Here is a 16,899-nt window from a genome sequence, read left to right as displayed (position 1 = left end):
GTTAAGTCCAAATTGCAAACTTAGATAAATTCCTTTTATATGCAATATAGTCGCGTTGCGTATAAAAGGAATCGACAAGTTGGTCACAGTTCAACGTAAACAATATTGGCCACCGGTCGTTGCCCCATATGGTCAAATTTCTTGTTGTCAGAAGGGTGGTTGACCACGCCGGTTTCCGTTGCTCCCTTTACATACAAGGTACTGCTTCCCCCACCATCTAGGTTCATCGCGTCGTCTGCACCCAACCAGCCCAGCATTTTCGTCAGCTCGTCAAGGTTCATACCTGCCGATAGCTTGTTCCGGCCATCCACAACGACAAAGATCAGTTTCCCATCGACTGTTGTTGCAACGGCACTTCGCGGGTGGCGGTTGTCATTGAATGGATTGGAATTCAAAACCTCTGCGACCCCGTCCTGGATCAGCAGCGGACCGGATAGCATTACGTTCGGCACCTTGTTATATTCGTAATCTATGGAGGCCGCTGATTGGATTTCGGTCTTTCTTCTCGAGATTAGCAGCACCGCATCGGCGCGCTCGGTTTGCGCTCGTGTACGGTTGACGACTTGATTATCCACCTTCACAAAATCAACCGAACCGCCGTTTTTCATATCAAAGAATCCCCCATTGATGGCCACTACGGCTCCATATGCGGCCGCAATTTGCGAAGTGCTGTCCAACCGGGCCGAATCCGCGGCGATATGGATTTTCCGACGATATTTCTTCAGATCAATCGCTACTAAGTTCACATCCTGGTGACTTCCGAATAATTGTTCGAAATGCCCATGTTTCCATACTATACCTTTTGCAATAGATTTAACAGACCACGATTTCGTTACCACAGCTACCGAATCGGCCGACTGCCCGAAGGCCGGCTGGACAAGCCATAACAGGCCTGCAATAATTGACAGTATGTTTCGCTTCATACGGCCAAAGTTAGCAATTCCACATCAGCTCTAATCATTGCAAATCGCATATTTCAGCAACAGTGAACCGCGAGGATCGGTCAGGGGTTTCACGGTTCTCAACGATGTACCGTCATCGGGCGATACACCCAAAAACGGTTCCTTAACCTTCTTATCAAATTTGGACTATCCATTATCTTACAATTGGACTACCAAAACAACTCGAAATCGTCGTAATTTTGCAGTACTCAAAACGAATAACGATGCCCGATCAAAATATTCCTATCCATAAGGCCATTGCGCGACAAGCGAACTGACTACAAACATTAAATCCATGACCATCGCACTACAACCCACACTGGAAAATGAGCGGATCGTTATTCAACCTTTAAAGGAAAGTGATTTCGACGCCCTGTATACCGTGGCTTCCGATCCCGAAATCTGGCAGCAACACCCCAATAAGGATCGCTGGAAAAAAGACGTATTCCGCACGTTCTTCGAAGGGGCGATGCAGAGTGGCGGCGCATTCAAGGTCGTCGATAAAACGACCGGAATGACCATCGGAAGCACGCGCTTTTATGATTACCGACCCGAAGACAACAGTATCTTTATCGGCTTTACGTTTTACGCCACAGCCTATTGGGGTAAAGGTATAAACCAGCAGGCAAAAGCCCTCATGCTCGATTACATCTTTCAATTCGTGGATCAGGTCAATTTTCATGTCGGCGCAGCCAACATCCGCTCACAAATCGCCATCTCGCGGCTAGGTGCGGTAAAGGTCGGGCAGCAGGAAGTCACCTATTTTGGCGAAACAGCCAAGCTCAATTTTGTATATGCGATCAGCAAGGCGCAAAAGAGATAGAATTTACTGCGCTTTGCTTGTGTTTTCGGACAAATAAGCTAACGGCTCACCACCAGCTCCCGCTCGCCGGAAACCAAGCCGATGTGGCAACAATCAAAGGTAACGACGTAATCGGAATTGGCTACTTCGCGACTCTCGATATAGCCCCGGAATTTCACGTTGATATCGGTATGGCGCGGCAGCCGACCGCCGTCCGAATCGTCGGCAATGGGATACGACCCCGCTTTGCTGAATACGCGCCAGGTTTCTTCGTCGTATTCCCGGGTGAGGTCTTCCTGATCCGGCAACCGGGTTACCTTGATGCTATCCAATGCTACCGGTTTCCCTTCCGTATCGATCACTTTTACGCTGACCGACATAAACACCTCGGTACAAGCCACCGATCCACAGTCCCCTTTCGATTCGGTTTTATCACAAGATAGCGCCGCTATCCCTGCCAGTAGTATGTAAGCTATGCATTTCATCAACCATGCGTTTTATCAGGAGACGAACCCCGGCGTTCGGTTGCTACAAACCGCTTTTCTTCCGCCCTTCTCCCGCTAAGCCGCCCGATCTTCGGAAGGTATCCCGCCTTCCACTCCCCTTTCCGTTGTGGAATAACAAGAAAAAGTTTTTTTTATTTGTTGTTGAGTAATTTCTTCGTTTTTTTCGTCTTATCCATATACAGCTTGGCGAACACCATAATCATAGCGATCAAGCGTTAAAGTAGCTAAGCGTTAAAAAGGACCCATGGAAAAACTGACGGAACAATCATCACGGTACATAGCCCTCGAAAAGCAGTCGGTTGGAACGTTGCTGCAGCAGATCAATCAGGAAGACAGACAGGTCGCCCTAGCGGTCCAGCAGGCCCTCCCGCACATCGAGGCATTCGTTGAAGCACTTGTGCCGCGCATGGAGAACGGCGGGCGGCTGGTCTATATCGGAGCAGGCACGAGCGGCCGATTGGGTGTGTTAGACGCTTCGGAATGCCCCCCTACGTTTGGCATACCGGCAGATCAGGTGATGGGTATCCTTGCCGGAGGTGATGGGGCTATCCGCAAGGCGGTGGAGTTTGCGGAAGATCATGTGGACCAAGGTTGGAAAGATTTGAAAGCGATTGCTATCAACGAACAGGATACCCTGCTCGCCATTGCTGCATCGGGTAGCACACCGTATACACTCGGCGCATTGCAGCAGGCCAACCGTCATGGGCTGCTCACCGCATGTGTGGTCTGCAATGCCGATAGCCCCATAGCTGCGGAAGCGAAGTATCCGATTACGGTGCTAACCGGGCCGGAATTAATCACCGGCTCCACCCGCATGAAAGCCGGCACGGCGCAAAAAATGGTGTTAAACATGATCAGCACCACCGTCATGATCCGACTGGGCAGGGTTAAGGGAAACAAGATGGTGGATATGCAGCTATCTAACCACAAACTTAAGCAACGAGGCATCGCAATCCTGATGGAAGAAACGGGATTGGATAGCCAAACCGCCGGGTGCCTGATTGACCGCTACGGCAATGTACGCCGTGCATTAGAAGCCATATAGACATACGATGGCGCAGGATCACAGGCATATGGAGGAACTCTTCACCCGGATACAACGAGGCGAAAAGCAAGCATTCGATCAACTGTACCTCCGGTATTTTGATAACCTGAAACAGTTTGCGCAACACTACGTCAAGCGCGAGGAATCGGCCGACGAATTGGTATCGGAGCTGTTCGTCCAGGTTTGGCTGCGCAGGGGGGCGCTCCACGAAATCCACAACCCTACCCGTTACCTCTATCAATCGGTGAAGAACGGCTGCCTCACGTACCTGAAAAAGGAAAACAGGCATACGCGGGTTTCCCTGGACGAAGTGGATCCCGCAAATCTGCAGGTAGCCATAACCGCCAGTCCCGAGCAATTGCTGGAGTATAAAGAATTGTTGACGCTCTTGGAGGAAGCGGTTGACCTGATGCCCGACCAACGCCGGACGGTTTTCCGGATGGTCAAAGAAGACCGGCTAAAATGCCGGGAAGTGGCCGAACTATTGGGTCTCTCCGTGCGTACGGTCGAAAACCAGGTTTACCGGGCCGTTAAGCAACTTAACGAAGTGGTGGAAAGCTATTTCGATGCCGGCAATGCCAATCAAGGGCGCGCCAGTCGATTTTTTTTCTTAGTTATCTGAGGAGGCTATATGGATAAAGAAGTTTTTTTACAGTTACTTTCCCGAAAACTAGCCGGCTCGCTGCCACCGGAAGAGGCGCGTAAGCTGGGGGAAATCCGGGAGACAAATGTTGGCTTTAAACGGCAGGCGGAAGTTTTGGATCTGTATTTTCAGACAAAGCGACGGCCGACTATGGCCAATCGCATCAACTTGGCGGGGCTATGGGAAGCCATCGAGGCCGAGGAATCCGCAGAGTCCCCGGACGTTACCCACGATTCAGCTGATCAGGAAGCGCCACCGGACCGGATCAGTGGACGCGGTAACTGGCTACGTCTGGCGGCCACGATTTTGTTTTGCATCGGCATTGGAATGGCCCTATACTGGTACTTCCGGATGCCTGCCGAACCGGCATTTGCCGAAATCAGAACCGAGACCGACAAACAGTTCATCACCTTGGCGGATGGTACATTTATTGTGCTAAACCCCTCCTCTATCCTACGGTATAATGCCGATTTCGGCAAGCACAACCGCACCATCAACTTGGCCGGAGAAGCCTATTTCGAGGTAGCGAAAAACAGCGCACTTCCGCTGGTTGTCCACGCTGGTCCGTTACAGGTACGGGTAGTTGGCACCACTTTTCAGGTCCGTGCGTATGAAGATGCTCCTTCGGCAACCGTTGCGTTGCTTGAAGGCGCCGTCGAAGTATCCGGCGTACCCGATAGCACAACAGGACAGGGCTCCCCTGTTCGACTATCCCCCATGCAGCAACTGGAAGTCAGACGCAATCAAACCCAAGCGGCGTTGACCACTTTTTCAAAAGATTCGCTTTTAAACGAACTGGGCTGGTGGCCCACGGCGGATTCCCTTACATTCCATGTGGAAACGTTGGAAGGTGTGCTTCGCCGCATCAGTAAAAAATTCAAGGTACAATTCATTGTGCGTCCTGAACAACTAAATGACATCCGATTCACCGGTGCATTTGATGACGACACATCTTTGGAAAACGTATTGAAAGTGTTGCAGGTAGCCTATCCATTCACGTATCGCTTTGAAACGGAAAATCGGATTGTAATCGAATAGACCTTGAGAAACCATCCCTACCTGCTCTTCCTTCTGCTGCTGCTAAGCAGTTATCGGCTAGTCGCCCAAAGCGGATCAATCCGGATCAACCATGAACAGCGTTCATTGGTCGCGGTATTGGAAATCATCGCCCGGCAATCCAGGTACCACGTGATTTACAGCAACGACGTCGTTACCGATAGCATGGCCGTATCCGTTGCCCCCGGTGAATACGCCATTGATGAGCTGCTTCAAAACGTCCTGCCCGGGCACGACCTGTTTTACCGCGAGCTATCCGACAAAACATTAGTAGTAAGTAGTCTGAAGCTGCATGGCATACAGCAGCCCGCCGAGGCTAAAGGCATACGGATCCGGGGCCACGTACGCAATAGTGCCGACCGCCCGCTCGCCTTTGCATCGGTCGGATTGTATGCGGCCGACCGCTTTCTCACCGGAAGTACCACGGATAGGCAAGGCCATTTCAGCTTTCGGTATGCATTCGACGCCGGGCAATCCTATACGGTGAAGGTAACCTCCATCGGTTTCCAATCCGTGGCGTTCGCCTTTGTGTATCCCGATACGGCTCAGCTCACTGCGATTACCCTAAAGAGGGATCACCATCTACTGGCCGAAGTGCAGGTACAAGCTTCGCGACCGCCCATCGAACGACGGGCCGACCGGTTCATCGTCAACGTAGCCGGAAGTATCCTGGAAACCGGGAGCAACGGCTTGGAAATCCTGCAGAAGTCACCCGGACTGTGGGTAGACCCCAACGGCAACATCAGCCTGCGGGGGCAATCGGTGATGGTCATGATCAATGACGTGGTGCAGCGTATGTCGGCCACCGATCTGGCAGAATACCTACGTACCTTGCGGTCAGAAGATATTGCCAAGATCGAAATCCTGCCCAATCCGCCTGCGGAGTTTGAGGCCGAGGGTTCCGGCGGCATCGTGCACATCCTGTTGAAACAGGGGCGCGATGAAGGGTTTACCGGCACGCTCAACACGCAGTATCGCCAACAGGTGCAGCGGCCTGCATATGGCGTGGGCGCTACCCTCAATTACAAAATCAAGAACCTCTATGTTTTCGGCACCGGGGGGTATAACCGGGATCGCAGTGCCTATATCGCAACCAACGATATCCGGTATCCGGACCAGCATGCCTACAGCAGCTTTACCGATCGCGAAAACAACAACCAACAGGCGATGCTGCGCTTGGGTGCCATCTATGAATTCAGTGCGAATCAATCCGTCGGCCTCCAGACCAACCTGAATCGCGGCAAACTGCTCCAGCGATTTGATACAGACATCGCGTTGATCGACCCGCAGCATGTAACGGAAGGATCGGCCACATCCGATTGGACGCGGACGCCCGGATTGAACAGTGCTACATTGAACTACAGCTGGAAAACCGACAGCCTCGGATCCGGATTGAAAGTACTCGCCGATTACCTGGACAGTGAAAACCCCAACACCAATGAATTCCACTCCCGTTACACCGATCCGCAACGGGATGCCGTGTTCCGCAATGCGACGCCCAGTACCACGCGCCTGTATAGTGTGCAAACCGATTACAACCGATGGCTGGATGCCATACAGCTCAAAGCCGGACTAAAATTCACGAATACCGATCGGGACAATGAAGTCATACACGAACAATTCGAATCCGGCCAATGGCTACTTGACCCCGGGCGAAGCAACCGTTTCCGGTATCAGGAGCAGCTATTGATGGGCTATGCCGCACTCGAACGCCAATTTAAGCGGTTCAGCGCACAGGTGGGGCTCCGGGCGGAGCAGACCATCATGGATGGTCATTCCGTAAGTGCAGACATCCGCTTCCGGCGATCCTATGTGAACCTGTTTCCGTCGGTATTCCTCCTACACCGGTTGGACAGCGCGGGCAAAAAGTCGCTGGTGCTCAATTACACCCGCAGGTTGAGCAGGCCGTCGTTTTCGGCGCTCAACCCCTATCGGTTGCAGTTTTACGACTTCCTGGCCCAGATCGGCAACCCGGACCTGCTGCCCGAGTATACCGACCGTGTGGAAGCAGGCGTCACGCTGATGGGTGGACTATCGTGGGATATCTATTACGCAACCACCAGCAACATGATGGCCCAGTATGCGGAATCCGTCGATAAGATGATTGAATACCAAATCCGGAATTTCGGTAGCAGCCACCGCTATGGTACCAGTATATATGCGCCGGTGAAGGTGAAGCCGTGGTGGTCGATGACCAACAACATGAACGTGTATCTCTTGCGCTATCGGATAGCCGAAGCCGACTACCGCAATACATCACTCAACATCAGTACCTATCAGGTATTCACGATCAAAAAGATCGGCGATGCCGACCTGTTTGCGTTCTACCGATCGCCTTACCTCACGGCCAATTCGGAAATGGCGGATTACTGTAGCGTAGACATCGGCTTCACTAAGCGCCTATGGAACAATCAAGCCCGGCTGCGGCTCAACGTTACCGATATCTTCAACACGGCGCGCGAGCGCGAAGTCACCCAAGACCGTGGTGCCACCGTGTATTTTTACCAGAAGCGCCCCACCCGAACCGTGGGCCTATCCTTCAGCTATACCATATCATCAGGCAAAACGTTTAGCAATAGAAAGATTGAGCAGAGTGCAGAGGAAGAACAGCAACGAATCGGGAATTGATCTACAACGATCGCGCCGATTTGCCTTGCCGCCAATGGTCCTCTATTTCTTCCAACGACTTTTCCTTGGTCTCCGGGATGTAAAAATACCCCCACAATAGTCCAATAACGCATACCAGCGCATAGCTCCAAAAGGTGTAGGCCACGCCCAGCGTATTGACCAGTTTCAGGAAGGTAAAAGCAACAACGGCATTAAATCCCCAATGGGCCAGCGACCCCACGCTCATGCCTAAGCTCCTGGTGCGGAGCGGAAAGATTTCGGAGATTAATAACCAACCGAGTGGCGCCAGGCTGATGGCGATGAAGATGATAAACGCAATGATGCTTCCTGCAGCGTAATAGGGAAGCATATCGCCTAGCTGCTCACCGAAATGGAAGCTTACACCCAGCACTGCCAACGACGGGATCATACCGCTGATACCAATCAGGAAGAGCTTACGTCTCCCCCAGCGGTCGAGCATGATGACGGAAAAAGCACACGCCGCTACGTTGGCCGCACCGATGATAATGGCCGGTATGATGGAAGCTGTGTTGCTCACGATGCCCGCCATTTTGAAAATAGTGGGCGAATAATAGATAATCGTATTCACACCCGAAAACTGCTGGAAAAAGAAAATCATCACGGTGATGGATAGCGGTATCCGGAGCCACGGTTTAAACAGTTCCTTCAAACCCGAGTTGTTCCGCGACACCGTTAGGTCGTATTGCACGTCTTGTATAATTTGCTGCGCTTGATCTTTGCTTTCGATTTGCTCCAGAATGGCGCGACCTTTTTCCAGCTTATTTTTGGAAATCAGCCACCGGGGTGATTCAGGAAGGAAAAACATCCCGATCAGCAGGGCAATGGCGGGATATATCCCCACCATAAACATCGCCCGCCAGGATTCGAGATCCTGGTCGTTAGACAGCCAATAGTCCGTGATGTAAGACGCTAAAATCCCGATGGTAATCATCAGCTGATTCAACGTTACCAATCCGCCGCGATACTTCTTCGGCGAGATTTCGGCGATATACATCGGCACGACATAGGAGGTGATGCCGATGGCAATTCCGATGACCATCCGCATGATAATCAGTTCGGTAATGCTGGAAGCAAACGCACATCCTAAGGACGCGCCGAAGAAAATGATGGCATTGACGATGATCATTTTCTTTCTTCCCAGTATTTCGGTGACACCACCGCTCGCAATTGCACCAATGATAGCGCCAAGCAGTACGGAAGTGGTCAGCCATTCCAGCTGGCTATCGGTGAGCGTCCAATGTTCCTGCAGGAACGGCAGCGCACCGGAGATGACTCCGGTGTCAAATCCGAATAGCAGACCACCGATGGCCGCCACCGTAGCGATAAACAATACAATCCGGGGAATTTTCATAATCGGTATAATTAGATAAAAATCGAATGACGTATTTTAATTAACGATTGTCGAAGTGGAGCCGGCTATGGCATTCAGGCAAGCTCCGAATGCGGCTTCTTCGTCATAAGGTGAAAAAATAAGGGCAGTTTTGAACTGCTCTTCAAAAGCGCGGCACAACAAGGGATTCCGTTTGAGTGCGTTGCCAGAACCGACGAGTACCGACTTAGCACTGCGCACTTCTTCAGGAAGCGCTTGATAGAACTGGTAGAGTTCGCGGCAAATGCCTTTCAAAAGTCCGATAATCAGGTTATCGGGTGTGAAGTTGTGGGTGGAGATATTTTCGATATTCCCCCGCTTATCCGGCGCGGAGCGTGTACCGTCAAAAAGCGTTTCCACAATGGGCAGATCAACGGAATCATCCTTGTAGGCTACAGACGTCATGATCTTATAAAAATCGAGTCCTTCGGTTGGATATCCACTGAATTTCGCTACCGTGTCTTCAAAAAACGTCCGCAGCATGGCAAAAGCCTGGCCACCACATAGCGCCGCCCCGACCAGCATGTATCCGCCGCCCGGAAACGGGCGGGTCTCTATGCCTGGGATTTTCATGTAGTTGTCCGAGAAGACGGAGACTTGGCTGCTGGTTCCCACGGTTACATGAATGGATTGCTTTAAATGGTCCACGGAACCCAAAAAAGCAGCCTGATTGTCACCAACAGCCATATAAACCGGTATATCGCGGTAGTGGCCACAAGAAATGGTCGATTCGGCGAGCTCCGGAAGCAATGCGCTGTCTATGCCGACCCTGGCGAGTGCAGCATGATCAAAATCCAACTGTTCCACATCAAACAAGCCAAGGCCGGCGCCATTGGAATAATCGGTAACGGGCGTCGTCCGATCCACCAGTTTCATCACCACAAAATCCATGATGGTGCAGATTTTCGCAACCCGGTCGGGCACCAGGCCATTGTGGCAGTTGTAAAAATGAGTGGCCAGCCCGAAACCGGAAGGCACGGAATGACCCGTTGATTCGGAAAGAAACGCCGAATACGTCATGCCGGTCTTATAGCGCAAATTCGCACGGCCATCTTGCCAGGTATAAAGCGGGCTGATGGCATCGCCGTCCCGATCTACATAGAGTATGCCGTGCATCTGGCCTGTAATGCCGATTCCCCGAATCGTCGTATAACGCAGCGAAAAATCATCAATTATCATGCGTACGATTTCCAAGATCCGCATCGGGTCCTGCGCCCGTTCCCAACGTTTCACCGAGTAGATACCGGCATCATTGGGTATGGTTACGGATTCTATTTCACGGCTTTCGGCCGTATAAGCAACACCGCTGACCGAGCTGGTACCGATATCTATTCCAATAAAGTGCATAAATGCTATTTCTGTTCGCTATCTTATCGTGTACCTACCAACCTGCATTTTGTTTATACAGTCCCTTCACGTAGCTGATCTGCACCTCCGGAATCGGAAAGTACTCATCACGGTTTTTAGTGAAGTTAGCATCTCTCAGGTAAGACCGTCTGGTCTTTTCGACCGCAAAATACGCATTAAGCTGCTCGGCCGCAATACCCCATCGTACTAAATCGAAGAACCATTTGCCTTCCGTTGCAAACTCCAGGTGACGCTCCCAGCGGAGTGCCTGCAGCGCAAATTCCTTGGTCCAGGCCGGACAATTCTGGCCCGGCCGATACGGCTGCACGTCGAACCTGCCGGTCGGGGTCCCGTCCGCAAACTTCAACCGGTCGGTACTGTTTGCCGCACGTTCCCTAATCTCGTTGATCAGCCGAAGGGCTTCGTCCATCTCCTGTTCAAGCTGGATCAGCGCTTCAGCGCGCCACAGCATCACCTCGTCGAGCCGCAACACATCCCAGTTCAGGCCCGCCCCCATAAAGGGGTTTGTCTTTTTAAAACAGTCGGACGTCGGCGAAACCAGCAGCTTCTGGCTCATGGAGTAGCCGTACACCTCAGGCGTACGCACCCAATTTTCGCCCATGATGTAAGAAGGCTCATACTTCCAGGGCATGCCAGGCACAGCCGCCGTATGCATCAAGCGTGGATCCATCGGGGTGGCTGCAAAAGCCGCTTTGTTGTCCAGTAAGATACCCGAATTGAAATTTTCGAAATCCGGCACGCCATTTACCGTTTTATAACGGTTCATCATATTTACAGACGGCTGCAGAAAGCCGCAGCAGCCATAGTCCGAATTCACTGGCGACACGAGCCACGAATTCAAGCGGCCCGTCTGCGTATCCGTCGTGTACTGGATAGCCCAGATGGACTCCGTACCATTTTCATACTCACACAGGAAATTCTCGGCAAAATCCGGTGCCAAGCGCTTTCCCGAATTGTCGATAATATCCTTGCACAACGCCGCCACTTCAGTTAGCTTTTCGCGGTTGATGTTGATGACGTTATGGTTATCGTCCTGCTCATATGCCGCGAAAATCAGTGTCTTCGCCAGGTACGCTTTAGCCGCAAAACCCGTAGGCCTGCCCACTTCAGCTTGCACATCCGGCAACACACCCGCCGCAAAGCGGAAATCCTCGATTAATTTCCCCCACAGCTCTTGGTCAGACAATGCATCATTACTCACCTTGTCGTACATATCCTGTGGCGTATCCTCATCGATATAGGGGAAAAATTTGAAACACTGTTTCATATACATGTAGATGTGACCACGGAGGAACCTCAGCTCGGCGATGCGCTGTTCCCGAAGCGGATATTGCTCGGCCGTCAGGTTTTTCACCCTTCGCAATGCATCGTGGACACGCCCAACGGCCACATAGTGCACCCACCACAGGTTATCCAGGTCGCCGACGTTGGTAGGCTGCATATAAGTGAATGTTTCCCAACGGTTGCGCTCAGCATTGTCGTTGGTGCCCGATCCGCCCTTATAAGCCTCGCCACCACGCACTGTTCCCTCCTCGTAAGGCATGCCCATCTGTTTGTTGAAGTGATTCTGTCCCACGAACGAGTAGGCAGCGTTGATCATTTTTTCGACTTGCTCCGGCTCATTCAAATCTTCATCCGCAACAACGCCCTGAGGCTTGGTATCAAGCATGGACTCGCACGCACCGGATAGCACCAGGATGAGACCGAGACCGAATAGATTTAATGCTTTCATGATTCGTTATCTTAAAATTTACAGTTAGAATGAAACGTTTATCGTAAACGTCATCGAAAATGGTAGCGGGTATCCGCTTCCCGGCGTTTCCGGATCCAAACCGGTATACGGGCTGTCGCCCCACGTCTTCTTAATAAGCAATACGTTGTCGGCCCGCAAAGCGAGCCGCACCCGTTTCATGCGCACCTGATCCAGCAATGCCGTAGGAAGGGTATACCCCAGTTCCATGTTCCGGATTTTCATGTACGAACCGGTTTCCACGTAGTAGGTCGAGAACCGTCCTTCGTCATTGTAATTATTGATCGATATCGCCGGGATGGTGGTATTGGTGTTGGTCGGTGTCCACGCGTCCAACAGGCGGGTACCGTAGTTTTCGCCAGACGTACTCAACGCGTAGATATCGGTCCAGGATTTCCAACCCTGTACATTAAGCTTCTTTCCCGCCAGCCCGTTGAAGAATACGGCGAAGTCGAAGTTTTTCCACGTCACGCCCACGTTTACCCCATACTCCGCACTCGGGTCTTGGTTGCCCAGCCACGCGCGGTCCTCCTGATCGATCTTACCGTCGCCGTTTACATCCTGAAAACGGATGCGCCCCGGCGCTGCACCCACCTGCGTAGCGTGTGCATCCACCTCGGCCTGCGATTGGAACAGGCCATCGGCAATATAGCCGTACATGGATGAACGGGAGCGCCCCAAGATGTTTTGATCGGTTCCGTTTCCGGCAAAATTATTGATGACCTCATCGGGCACCTTCAAGATCCGTTGCTTATTGTGCGAAACCACGCCACTGATGTTCAAACCCACATCACCGAAATTATCCGCATAGTTCAGGGTCAATTCGATGCCCTTGTTATCGATATCTGCACCATTCAACCACATTTGGGCGCCTTCACCGAGTGTCGCCACCGTACCCGGTTTCATCAGGATATCCGTTGTCTTTTTGAGGTAATAGTCGAGCGAGCCGCCAAATTTGCCGGCAAAAAGCGCAAAATCCAGCCCAAAGTTATGCTGGGTGGTCGTTTCCCACCGCAGGTCCGGGTTGTTGCGCTGGGTACGGCGGAAGCCCGAAGGCAGGTTGCTCCCGCCTTCCCCGGTAAAATCATAGGCCGTGCCCCAGTTCCAGTCCCACACCGAATTGGGGTCATAAAGTGGACTGTACATCAAGTAGGCCGCATAGTCATCGATCTGTGCGTTGCCGTTTTGTCCCCATCCGTAGCGGAGTTTCAATTGCGAAAACCCAGCAAGCGCGTCTTGCAGAAACGGCTCGTTATTCAGCACCCATCCAAAAGACACCGCGGGGAATGTCGCCCAACGGTTGTTCGCCCCGAATACCGAAGAAGCATCCCTGCGGAGGGTGCCGGAGGCCAGGTACCGGTCCCCGAAGTTGTAGTTGAATTTTCCAAACCACGAAATCAGCGTGTTATTGCTGGCTCCACCCCCATTTTCACGGTCTTCCTCACCTGCATCCAACTGCATGTAATCCGGCGTTTCCAGGGCAAACACCCGGCGGCTTCCCCAATGGGACTGATACGAATGATCAACGGTCTCCTGCCCGACCATCACATCGAAATTATGCTTATCCACGTCGAATACATACTGCAAGATGTTGCTGTTATTCCAATCGTAATTATAGTTGGACGTCTGGTATACCCCATTCCGAGCCTCGCTCAAAAAGCCCGATTCATACGTCAAATCCATGGTCCGCCGCCAGTAACCCACAAAATCAACCCCAAAAGACGAGCGGAAATTCAGGCCTTTCAAAAGCTCGATATTGAGGTAAGTATTCCCAAACAGGCGCAGGTTATCCTGATGATTCTGTTTATTGTCCGCTATCAAGCGCACCGGGTTCTGGCGATCGCTCATCCCACCGATCGGCCCGCCCCAGCCAATGCCGTCTACCGTATGCACCGGCACAATAGACATGAGCGATTTGGTGCTCCCCAGGTTTCCGTCGCCCACATTCGAACTGGAGCGCCACTGCGACACGGTGAAGTTCTCACCGATTTTCACCTTTCCGTCCAGCCAGCTGTAATCGGTATTGATCCGCGCATTGAAGCGCCGGAAGAAACTGCCGTCGATGGTTCCCTTATTATCGTAATAATCCGCGGCCAAGAGCGCATTGCCGTTGTCCGTACCCGAAGACACCGTAACGTTGTATTGCTGAATCATGCCGGTCCGCAGGATTTCCTTTTGCCAATCGGTATCTGCCGAGCGCATCGTTTGTTCAATCGGATCGAGGAATTCACGCCAAGACACGTTGTCGAGCATCCAATTTCCGTTGGCATCCTGATGGTCTTCATACTGGTACAGACCACCGAAATCACGCACAAACCCGATCCCGACCAGGTTGGGGTCAGCCGTCGGATTATCGTTCTTAATCGCCCAGTATTGGGCGATGCCGCGCTGCTCCGTATTCATCAATTCGAAGGGTTTTGCGCTGCTGGTGAGGGTGTTGGAGGCCGTGAAATCGACGGTCGTTCCTTTCTTGCCGCGCCGCGTGGTAATGATAATCACGCCGTTCGCCGCACGCGACCCATAAATGGAGGCCGACGACGCATCCTTCAATACCTGGATGGATTCAATATCCATAGTTGCCAGTTCGGCCATGGAACGCGTGGTTGGCGTACCATCGATAATATAGAGTGGATTGTTGTTATTCAGCGTTCCCTCGCCGCGAATACGTACCGCTGCCGACGGGTCCGGCGAGCCGTTTACGGTAACGGCCATCCCGGCCACCCTACCCTGGGCAGCCCGCATGGCACTGCCCGTCGTGCTGGAGCGGAGCTGATCTACGTTGATCACGGACACGGCCCCGGTCAGATCCGCTTTGCGCTGGGTGGTGTAACCGGTCACGACCACCTCGTCGAGGTTCAAGGCATCTTCAACCAGCCGTATCGTCAACTCCTGCAAGGTAGCCGCGGCCAATTCCGTGGTCTTATAGCCCACATAGCTGAATGTCAGGGTACTGGTACTGCCTACGCGCAAGGTAAAGCGTCCATCGGCATCGGTACTTGTGCTGTTGCCTCCCGTCCCCTTTTCGATAATGGAGACATTGGATAATGGCGCCCCGTTCTTGTCCAACACCGTACCGGATACCAAGATCTGCTCTTGGTTGATCATCGGGGAACTAGCGCCAGCCACCCCCTGCCCGGCAAGCATGCAAAATAAAACCAGGAGTACCGCTTGGCCCACCGTTTTCCTCGTTTCAATTATTTTTCGTTTCATAAATTAGGGTTATTAAGATTAACTATCTTTTCGATTTTTACATCCCGGATGGCGGCATTGCCATTCTTGACATAGAAAAAGAGGTTATTTCCTTTTTGTTCAGGCAACCGGTTCACCACGGTCCGTTTGTTATTCACCGATATATCAAAAAAATCTTCATACACAATCACGTCCAGCAGTATTGGCTCATCCAGCCCTTTTACCGCATCGATCGAGGTGTTATGCATGACCACCGTCTCGTGATTCGGATTCAGCGTCAGCCGGTAGCCACTCGTGCGCTTATCCGTAGCCCGCAAAAACAACCCCAGCTCCTCATAATTGCCATCCGGTTCGATGCGCATGGATATCCGGTAATTGTCGGGCAGGTCATTCACTTCCGCCACCCCTACTTCACCAGCCGCCGTTATTTCCACCCGTCCATCCGTGATGGCGACGATCGATGGAGCCGAGGTCTTGATTTGCGGCATAGCCATCGGTGACGACGCCGGCAGCACCTCGGGCAGGAATTTCGTAGCGAACGTTCCATCCGGCTCCTGGTAAACTTCCCGGAAAAGTATCGTTCCGCCCCAAATCCGGTCGCCATTATCCTTATCATCGGCACGGTAGGGCGAATAGGCTACCGCAATACGGCGCCCGCCCTTAAACTCGGCCGTTTTATAAACACACTCGAAATGCGCGATCAAGGCTTGCGACTCGGGATAAACCCATGGCCCGTAAGGTTCCTTGGCCATCACATAATGGGTATGCCCCGCTATGCTGTACAACAGGTAATACCAATCATTCCATTTGAAATAGTCCGTGCATTCAGGCGTGCCCTGCTGCCCGCGCAAGGGCGATTCCACTTCTTCCCAGTTTTTCAGATCGATAGAAACCAGGTGCACCAGATAGCCACCGAATCCGCTGATTGCCGGCTCCTTCAGGTTGCCCGAAACGAAAAGATGGAACAGGCCGTCGCTCCCCTTGAAGACCTTCGGATCCCGGAAATCCCGACTGATGCATTCCTCCGGGGCCAGGTAAAACGGATTGGGTGATTGCTTCTCATACGTGTAGCCGCCATCCTTGCTGATCGCATAACTCAGCTGCTCATGCACCCCGTTTTCATCCTTTACGCGCGTCGCATAAAACGCGTAAAACTGATCGTTAGCTGCTATGACGGATCCCGTGCAAATCGACTTTTCCCACGCCTCATTGTCAATGCCCAACGCCACCGGGTGGTGCTTCCAATGAACAAGGTCGGTGGTGGTACTCAGGGCCCACTGATGCCCTCCCAAGCCATCCAAACCGGCATGATGCCCTTCGTCCAACAGCCAATACAGGTAGAATGTGCCGTTGTGGTAATAAGGCATGCCATCGCCCGAAAACAAATGCGGTTCGATGGGTTTGAAATATTGCAGCTGCGCGGTCCGTTGGATCGAAGGGTTATAGTCTTTTACCACTTGCGCGGATGAAGACGCTGCAACCAACAACAGCAAAACGAAGACACTGCTGATTTTGTAATGGATAGGCAAATACGTAAATCGATGACTAGACATGGTTATAAAAGTTACATGAAACAAGGCA

General features: G+C 52.1%; 12 protein-coding genes. 5 read left to right on the top strand and 7 right to left on the bottom strand.

The features are described 5' to 3' along the window. Positions 1–83: 83 nt before the first annotated feature. On the bottom strand, positions 84–923 hold the full coding sequence (locus IEV98_RS18060) for a phosphodiester glycosidase family protein (protein WP_188507431.1): 840 nt from the start codon (positions 921–923) through the stop codon (positions 84–86). A 313-nt stretch (positions 924–1,236) separates the two neighbouring features. On the opposite strand from IEV98_RS18060, the gene IEV98_RS18055 reads away from it, so the two are divergent. Then, complete coding sequence (locus IEV98_RS18055) at positions 1,237–1,764, top strand: GNAT family N-acetyltransferase (protein WP_188507430.1); 528 nt, start codon at positions 1,237–1,239, stop codon at positions 1,762–1,764. 38 nt (positions 1,765–1,802) lie between these two features. Here the strand turns inward: IEV98_RS18055 and IEV98_RS18050 are convergent, their stop codons facing one another. Continuing rightward, positions 1,803–2,228, bottom strand: a complete 426-nt coding sequence (locus IEV98_RS18050; RefSeq protein ID WP_188507429.1) for a hypothetical protein — start codon at positions 2,226–2,228, stop codon at positions 1,803–1,805. Positions 2,229–2,493: 265 nt separating this feature from the next. On the opposite strand from IEV98_RS18050, the gene murQ reads away from it, so the two are divergent. From murQ to IEV98_RS18030, 4 genes are read left to right on the top strand one after another with little or no spacing between them, the layout of a single operon-like run. Beyond that, positions 2,494–3,294, top strand: coding sequence for an N-acetylmuramic acid 6-phosphate etherase (murQ, locus tag IEV98_RS18045; RefSeq protein WP_188507428.1), 801 nt, complete (start codon positions 2,494–2,496; stop codon positions 3,292–3,294). Positions 3,295–3,301: 7 nt separating this feature from the next. Further along, complete coding sequence (locus tag IEV98_RS18040) at positions 3,302–3,916, top strand: RNA polymerase sigma-70 factor (RefSeq protein WP_188507427.1); 615 nt, start codon at positions 3,302–3,304, stop codon at positions 3,914–3,916. 9 nt (positions 3,917–3,925) lie between these two features. Continuing rightward, entirely contained in the window at positions 3,926–4,975 is a 1,050-nt protein-coding gene (locus IEV98_RS18035; protein WP_188507426.1) for a FecR family protein, read from the top strand. Positions 4,976–4,978: 3 nt separating this feature from the next. Further along, positions 4,979–7,621: an outer membrane beta-barrel family protein gene (locus IEV98_RS18030; protein WP_188507425.1), complete on the top strand. Its 2,643-nt coding sequence runs from the start codon at positions 4,979–4,981 to the stop codon at positions 7,619–7,621. 1 nt (position 7,622) lies between these two features. On the opposite strand, the gene IEV98_RS18025 is transcribed toward IEV98_RS18030, so the two are convergent. The 5 genes from IEV98_RS18025 to IEV98_RS18005 are packed head-to-tail and all read right to left on the bottom strand — an operon-like array spanning position 7,623 to position 16,871. After that, the gene (locus IEV98_RS18025; protein WP_188507424.1) at positions 7,623–8,993 is read right to left on the bottom strand and encodes a sugar porter family MFS transporter; all 1,371 of its coding nucleotides are present in this window, start codon (positions 8,991–8,993) and stop codon (positions 7,623–7,625) included. A 36-nt stretch (positions 8,994–9,029) separates the two neighbouring features. Further along, positions 9,030–10,358 (bottom strand): sedoheptulokinase, encoded by a 1,329-nt coding sequence (locus IEV98_RS18020; protein WP_188507423.1) that lies wholly within the window; start codon positions 10,356–10,358, stop codon positions 9,030–9,032. Between the two features lie 34 nt (positions 10,359–10,392). Beyond that, a complete protein-coding gene (locus IEV98_RS18015; RefSeq protein WP_188507422.1) occupies positions 10,393–12,111 on the bottom strand; it encodes a RagB/SusD family nutrient uptake outer membrane protein in 1,719 nt (572 codons plus the stop codon). A 24-nt stretch (positions 12,112–12,135) separates the two neighbouring features. Continuing rightward, on the bottom strand, positions 12,136–15,339 hold the full coding sequence (locus IEV98_RS18010; protein WP_188507421.1) for a SusC/RagA family TonB-linked outer membrane protein: 3,204 nt from the start codon (positions 15,337–15,339) through the stop codon (positions 12,136–12,138). Continuing rightward, entirely contained in the window at positions 15,336–16,871 is a 1,536-nt protein-coding gene (locus IEV98_RS18005) for a glycoside hydrolase family protein (RefSeq protein WP_188507420.1), read from the bottom strand. Before IEV98_RS18005 ends, IEV98_RS18010 begins: the two co-directional genes overlap by 4 nt. Between the last annotated feature and the right edge of the window lie 28 nt (positions 16,872–16,899).

Source organism: Parapedobacter pyrenivorans, from assembly GCF_014636865.1.
Lineage (GTDB): Bacteria > Bacteroidota > Bacteroidia > Sphingobacteriales > Sphingobacteriaceae > Parapedobacter > Parapedobacter pyrenivorans.
Note: the sequence above shows the minus strand (reverse complement) of the source record. Positions and strands in the feature narration are given on the sequence as shown.

Bases quoted from the DNA above. Each gene is read 5' to 3' on its own strand.
- IEV98_RS18060 (WP_188507431.1), bottom strand. From the start codon at position 923: ATGAAGCGAAACATACTGTCAATTATTGCAGGCCTGTTATGGCTTGTC.
- IEV98_RS18020 (WP_188507423.1), bottom strand. From the start codon at position 10,358: ATGCACTTTATTGGAATAGATATCGGTACCAGCTCGGTCAGCGGTGTT.
- IEV98_RS18040 (WP_188507427.1), top strand. From the start codon at position 3,302: ATGGCGCAGGATCACAGGCATATGGAGGAACTCTTCACCCGGATACAA.
- IEV98_RS18025 (WP_188507424.1), bottom strand. From the start codon at position 8,993: ATGAAAATTCCCCGGATTGTATTGTTTATCGCTACGGTGGCGGCCATC.
- murQ (WP_188507428.1), top strand. From the start codon at position 2,494: ATGGAAAAACTGACGGAACAATCATCACGGTACATAGCCCTCGAAAAG.
- IEV98_RS18015 (WP_188507422.1), bottom strand. From the start codon at position 12,111: ATGAAAGCATTAAATCTATTCGGTCTCGGTCTCATCCTGGTGCTATCC.
- IEV98_RS18010 (WP_188507421.1), bottom strand. From the start codon at position 15,339: ATGAAACGAAAAATAATTGAAACGAGGAAAACGGTGGGCCAAGCGGTA.
- IEV98_RS18005 (WP_188507420.1), bottom strand. From the start codon at position 16,871: ATGTCTAGTCATCGATTTACGTATTTGCCTATCCATTACAAAATCAGC.
- IEV98_RS18055 (WP_188507430.1), top strand. From the start codon at position 1,237: ATGACCATCGCACTACAACCCACACTGGAAAATGAGCGGATCGTTATT.
- IEV98_RS18050 (WP_188507429.1), bottom strand. From the start codon at position 2,228: ATGAAATGCATAGCTTACATACTACTGGCAGGGATAGCGGCGCTATCT.
- IEV98_RS18035 (WP_188507426.1), top strand. From the start codon at position 3,926: ATGGATAAAGAAGTTTTTTTACAGTTACTTTCCCGAAAACTAGCCGGC.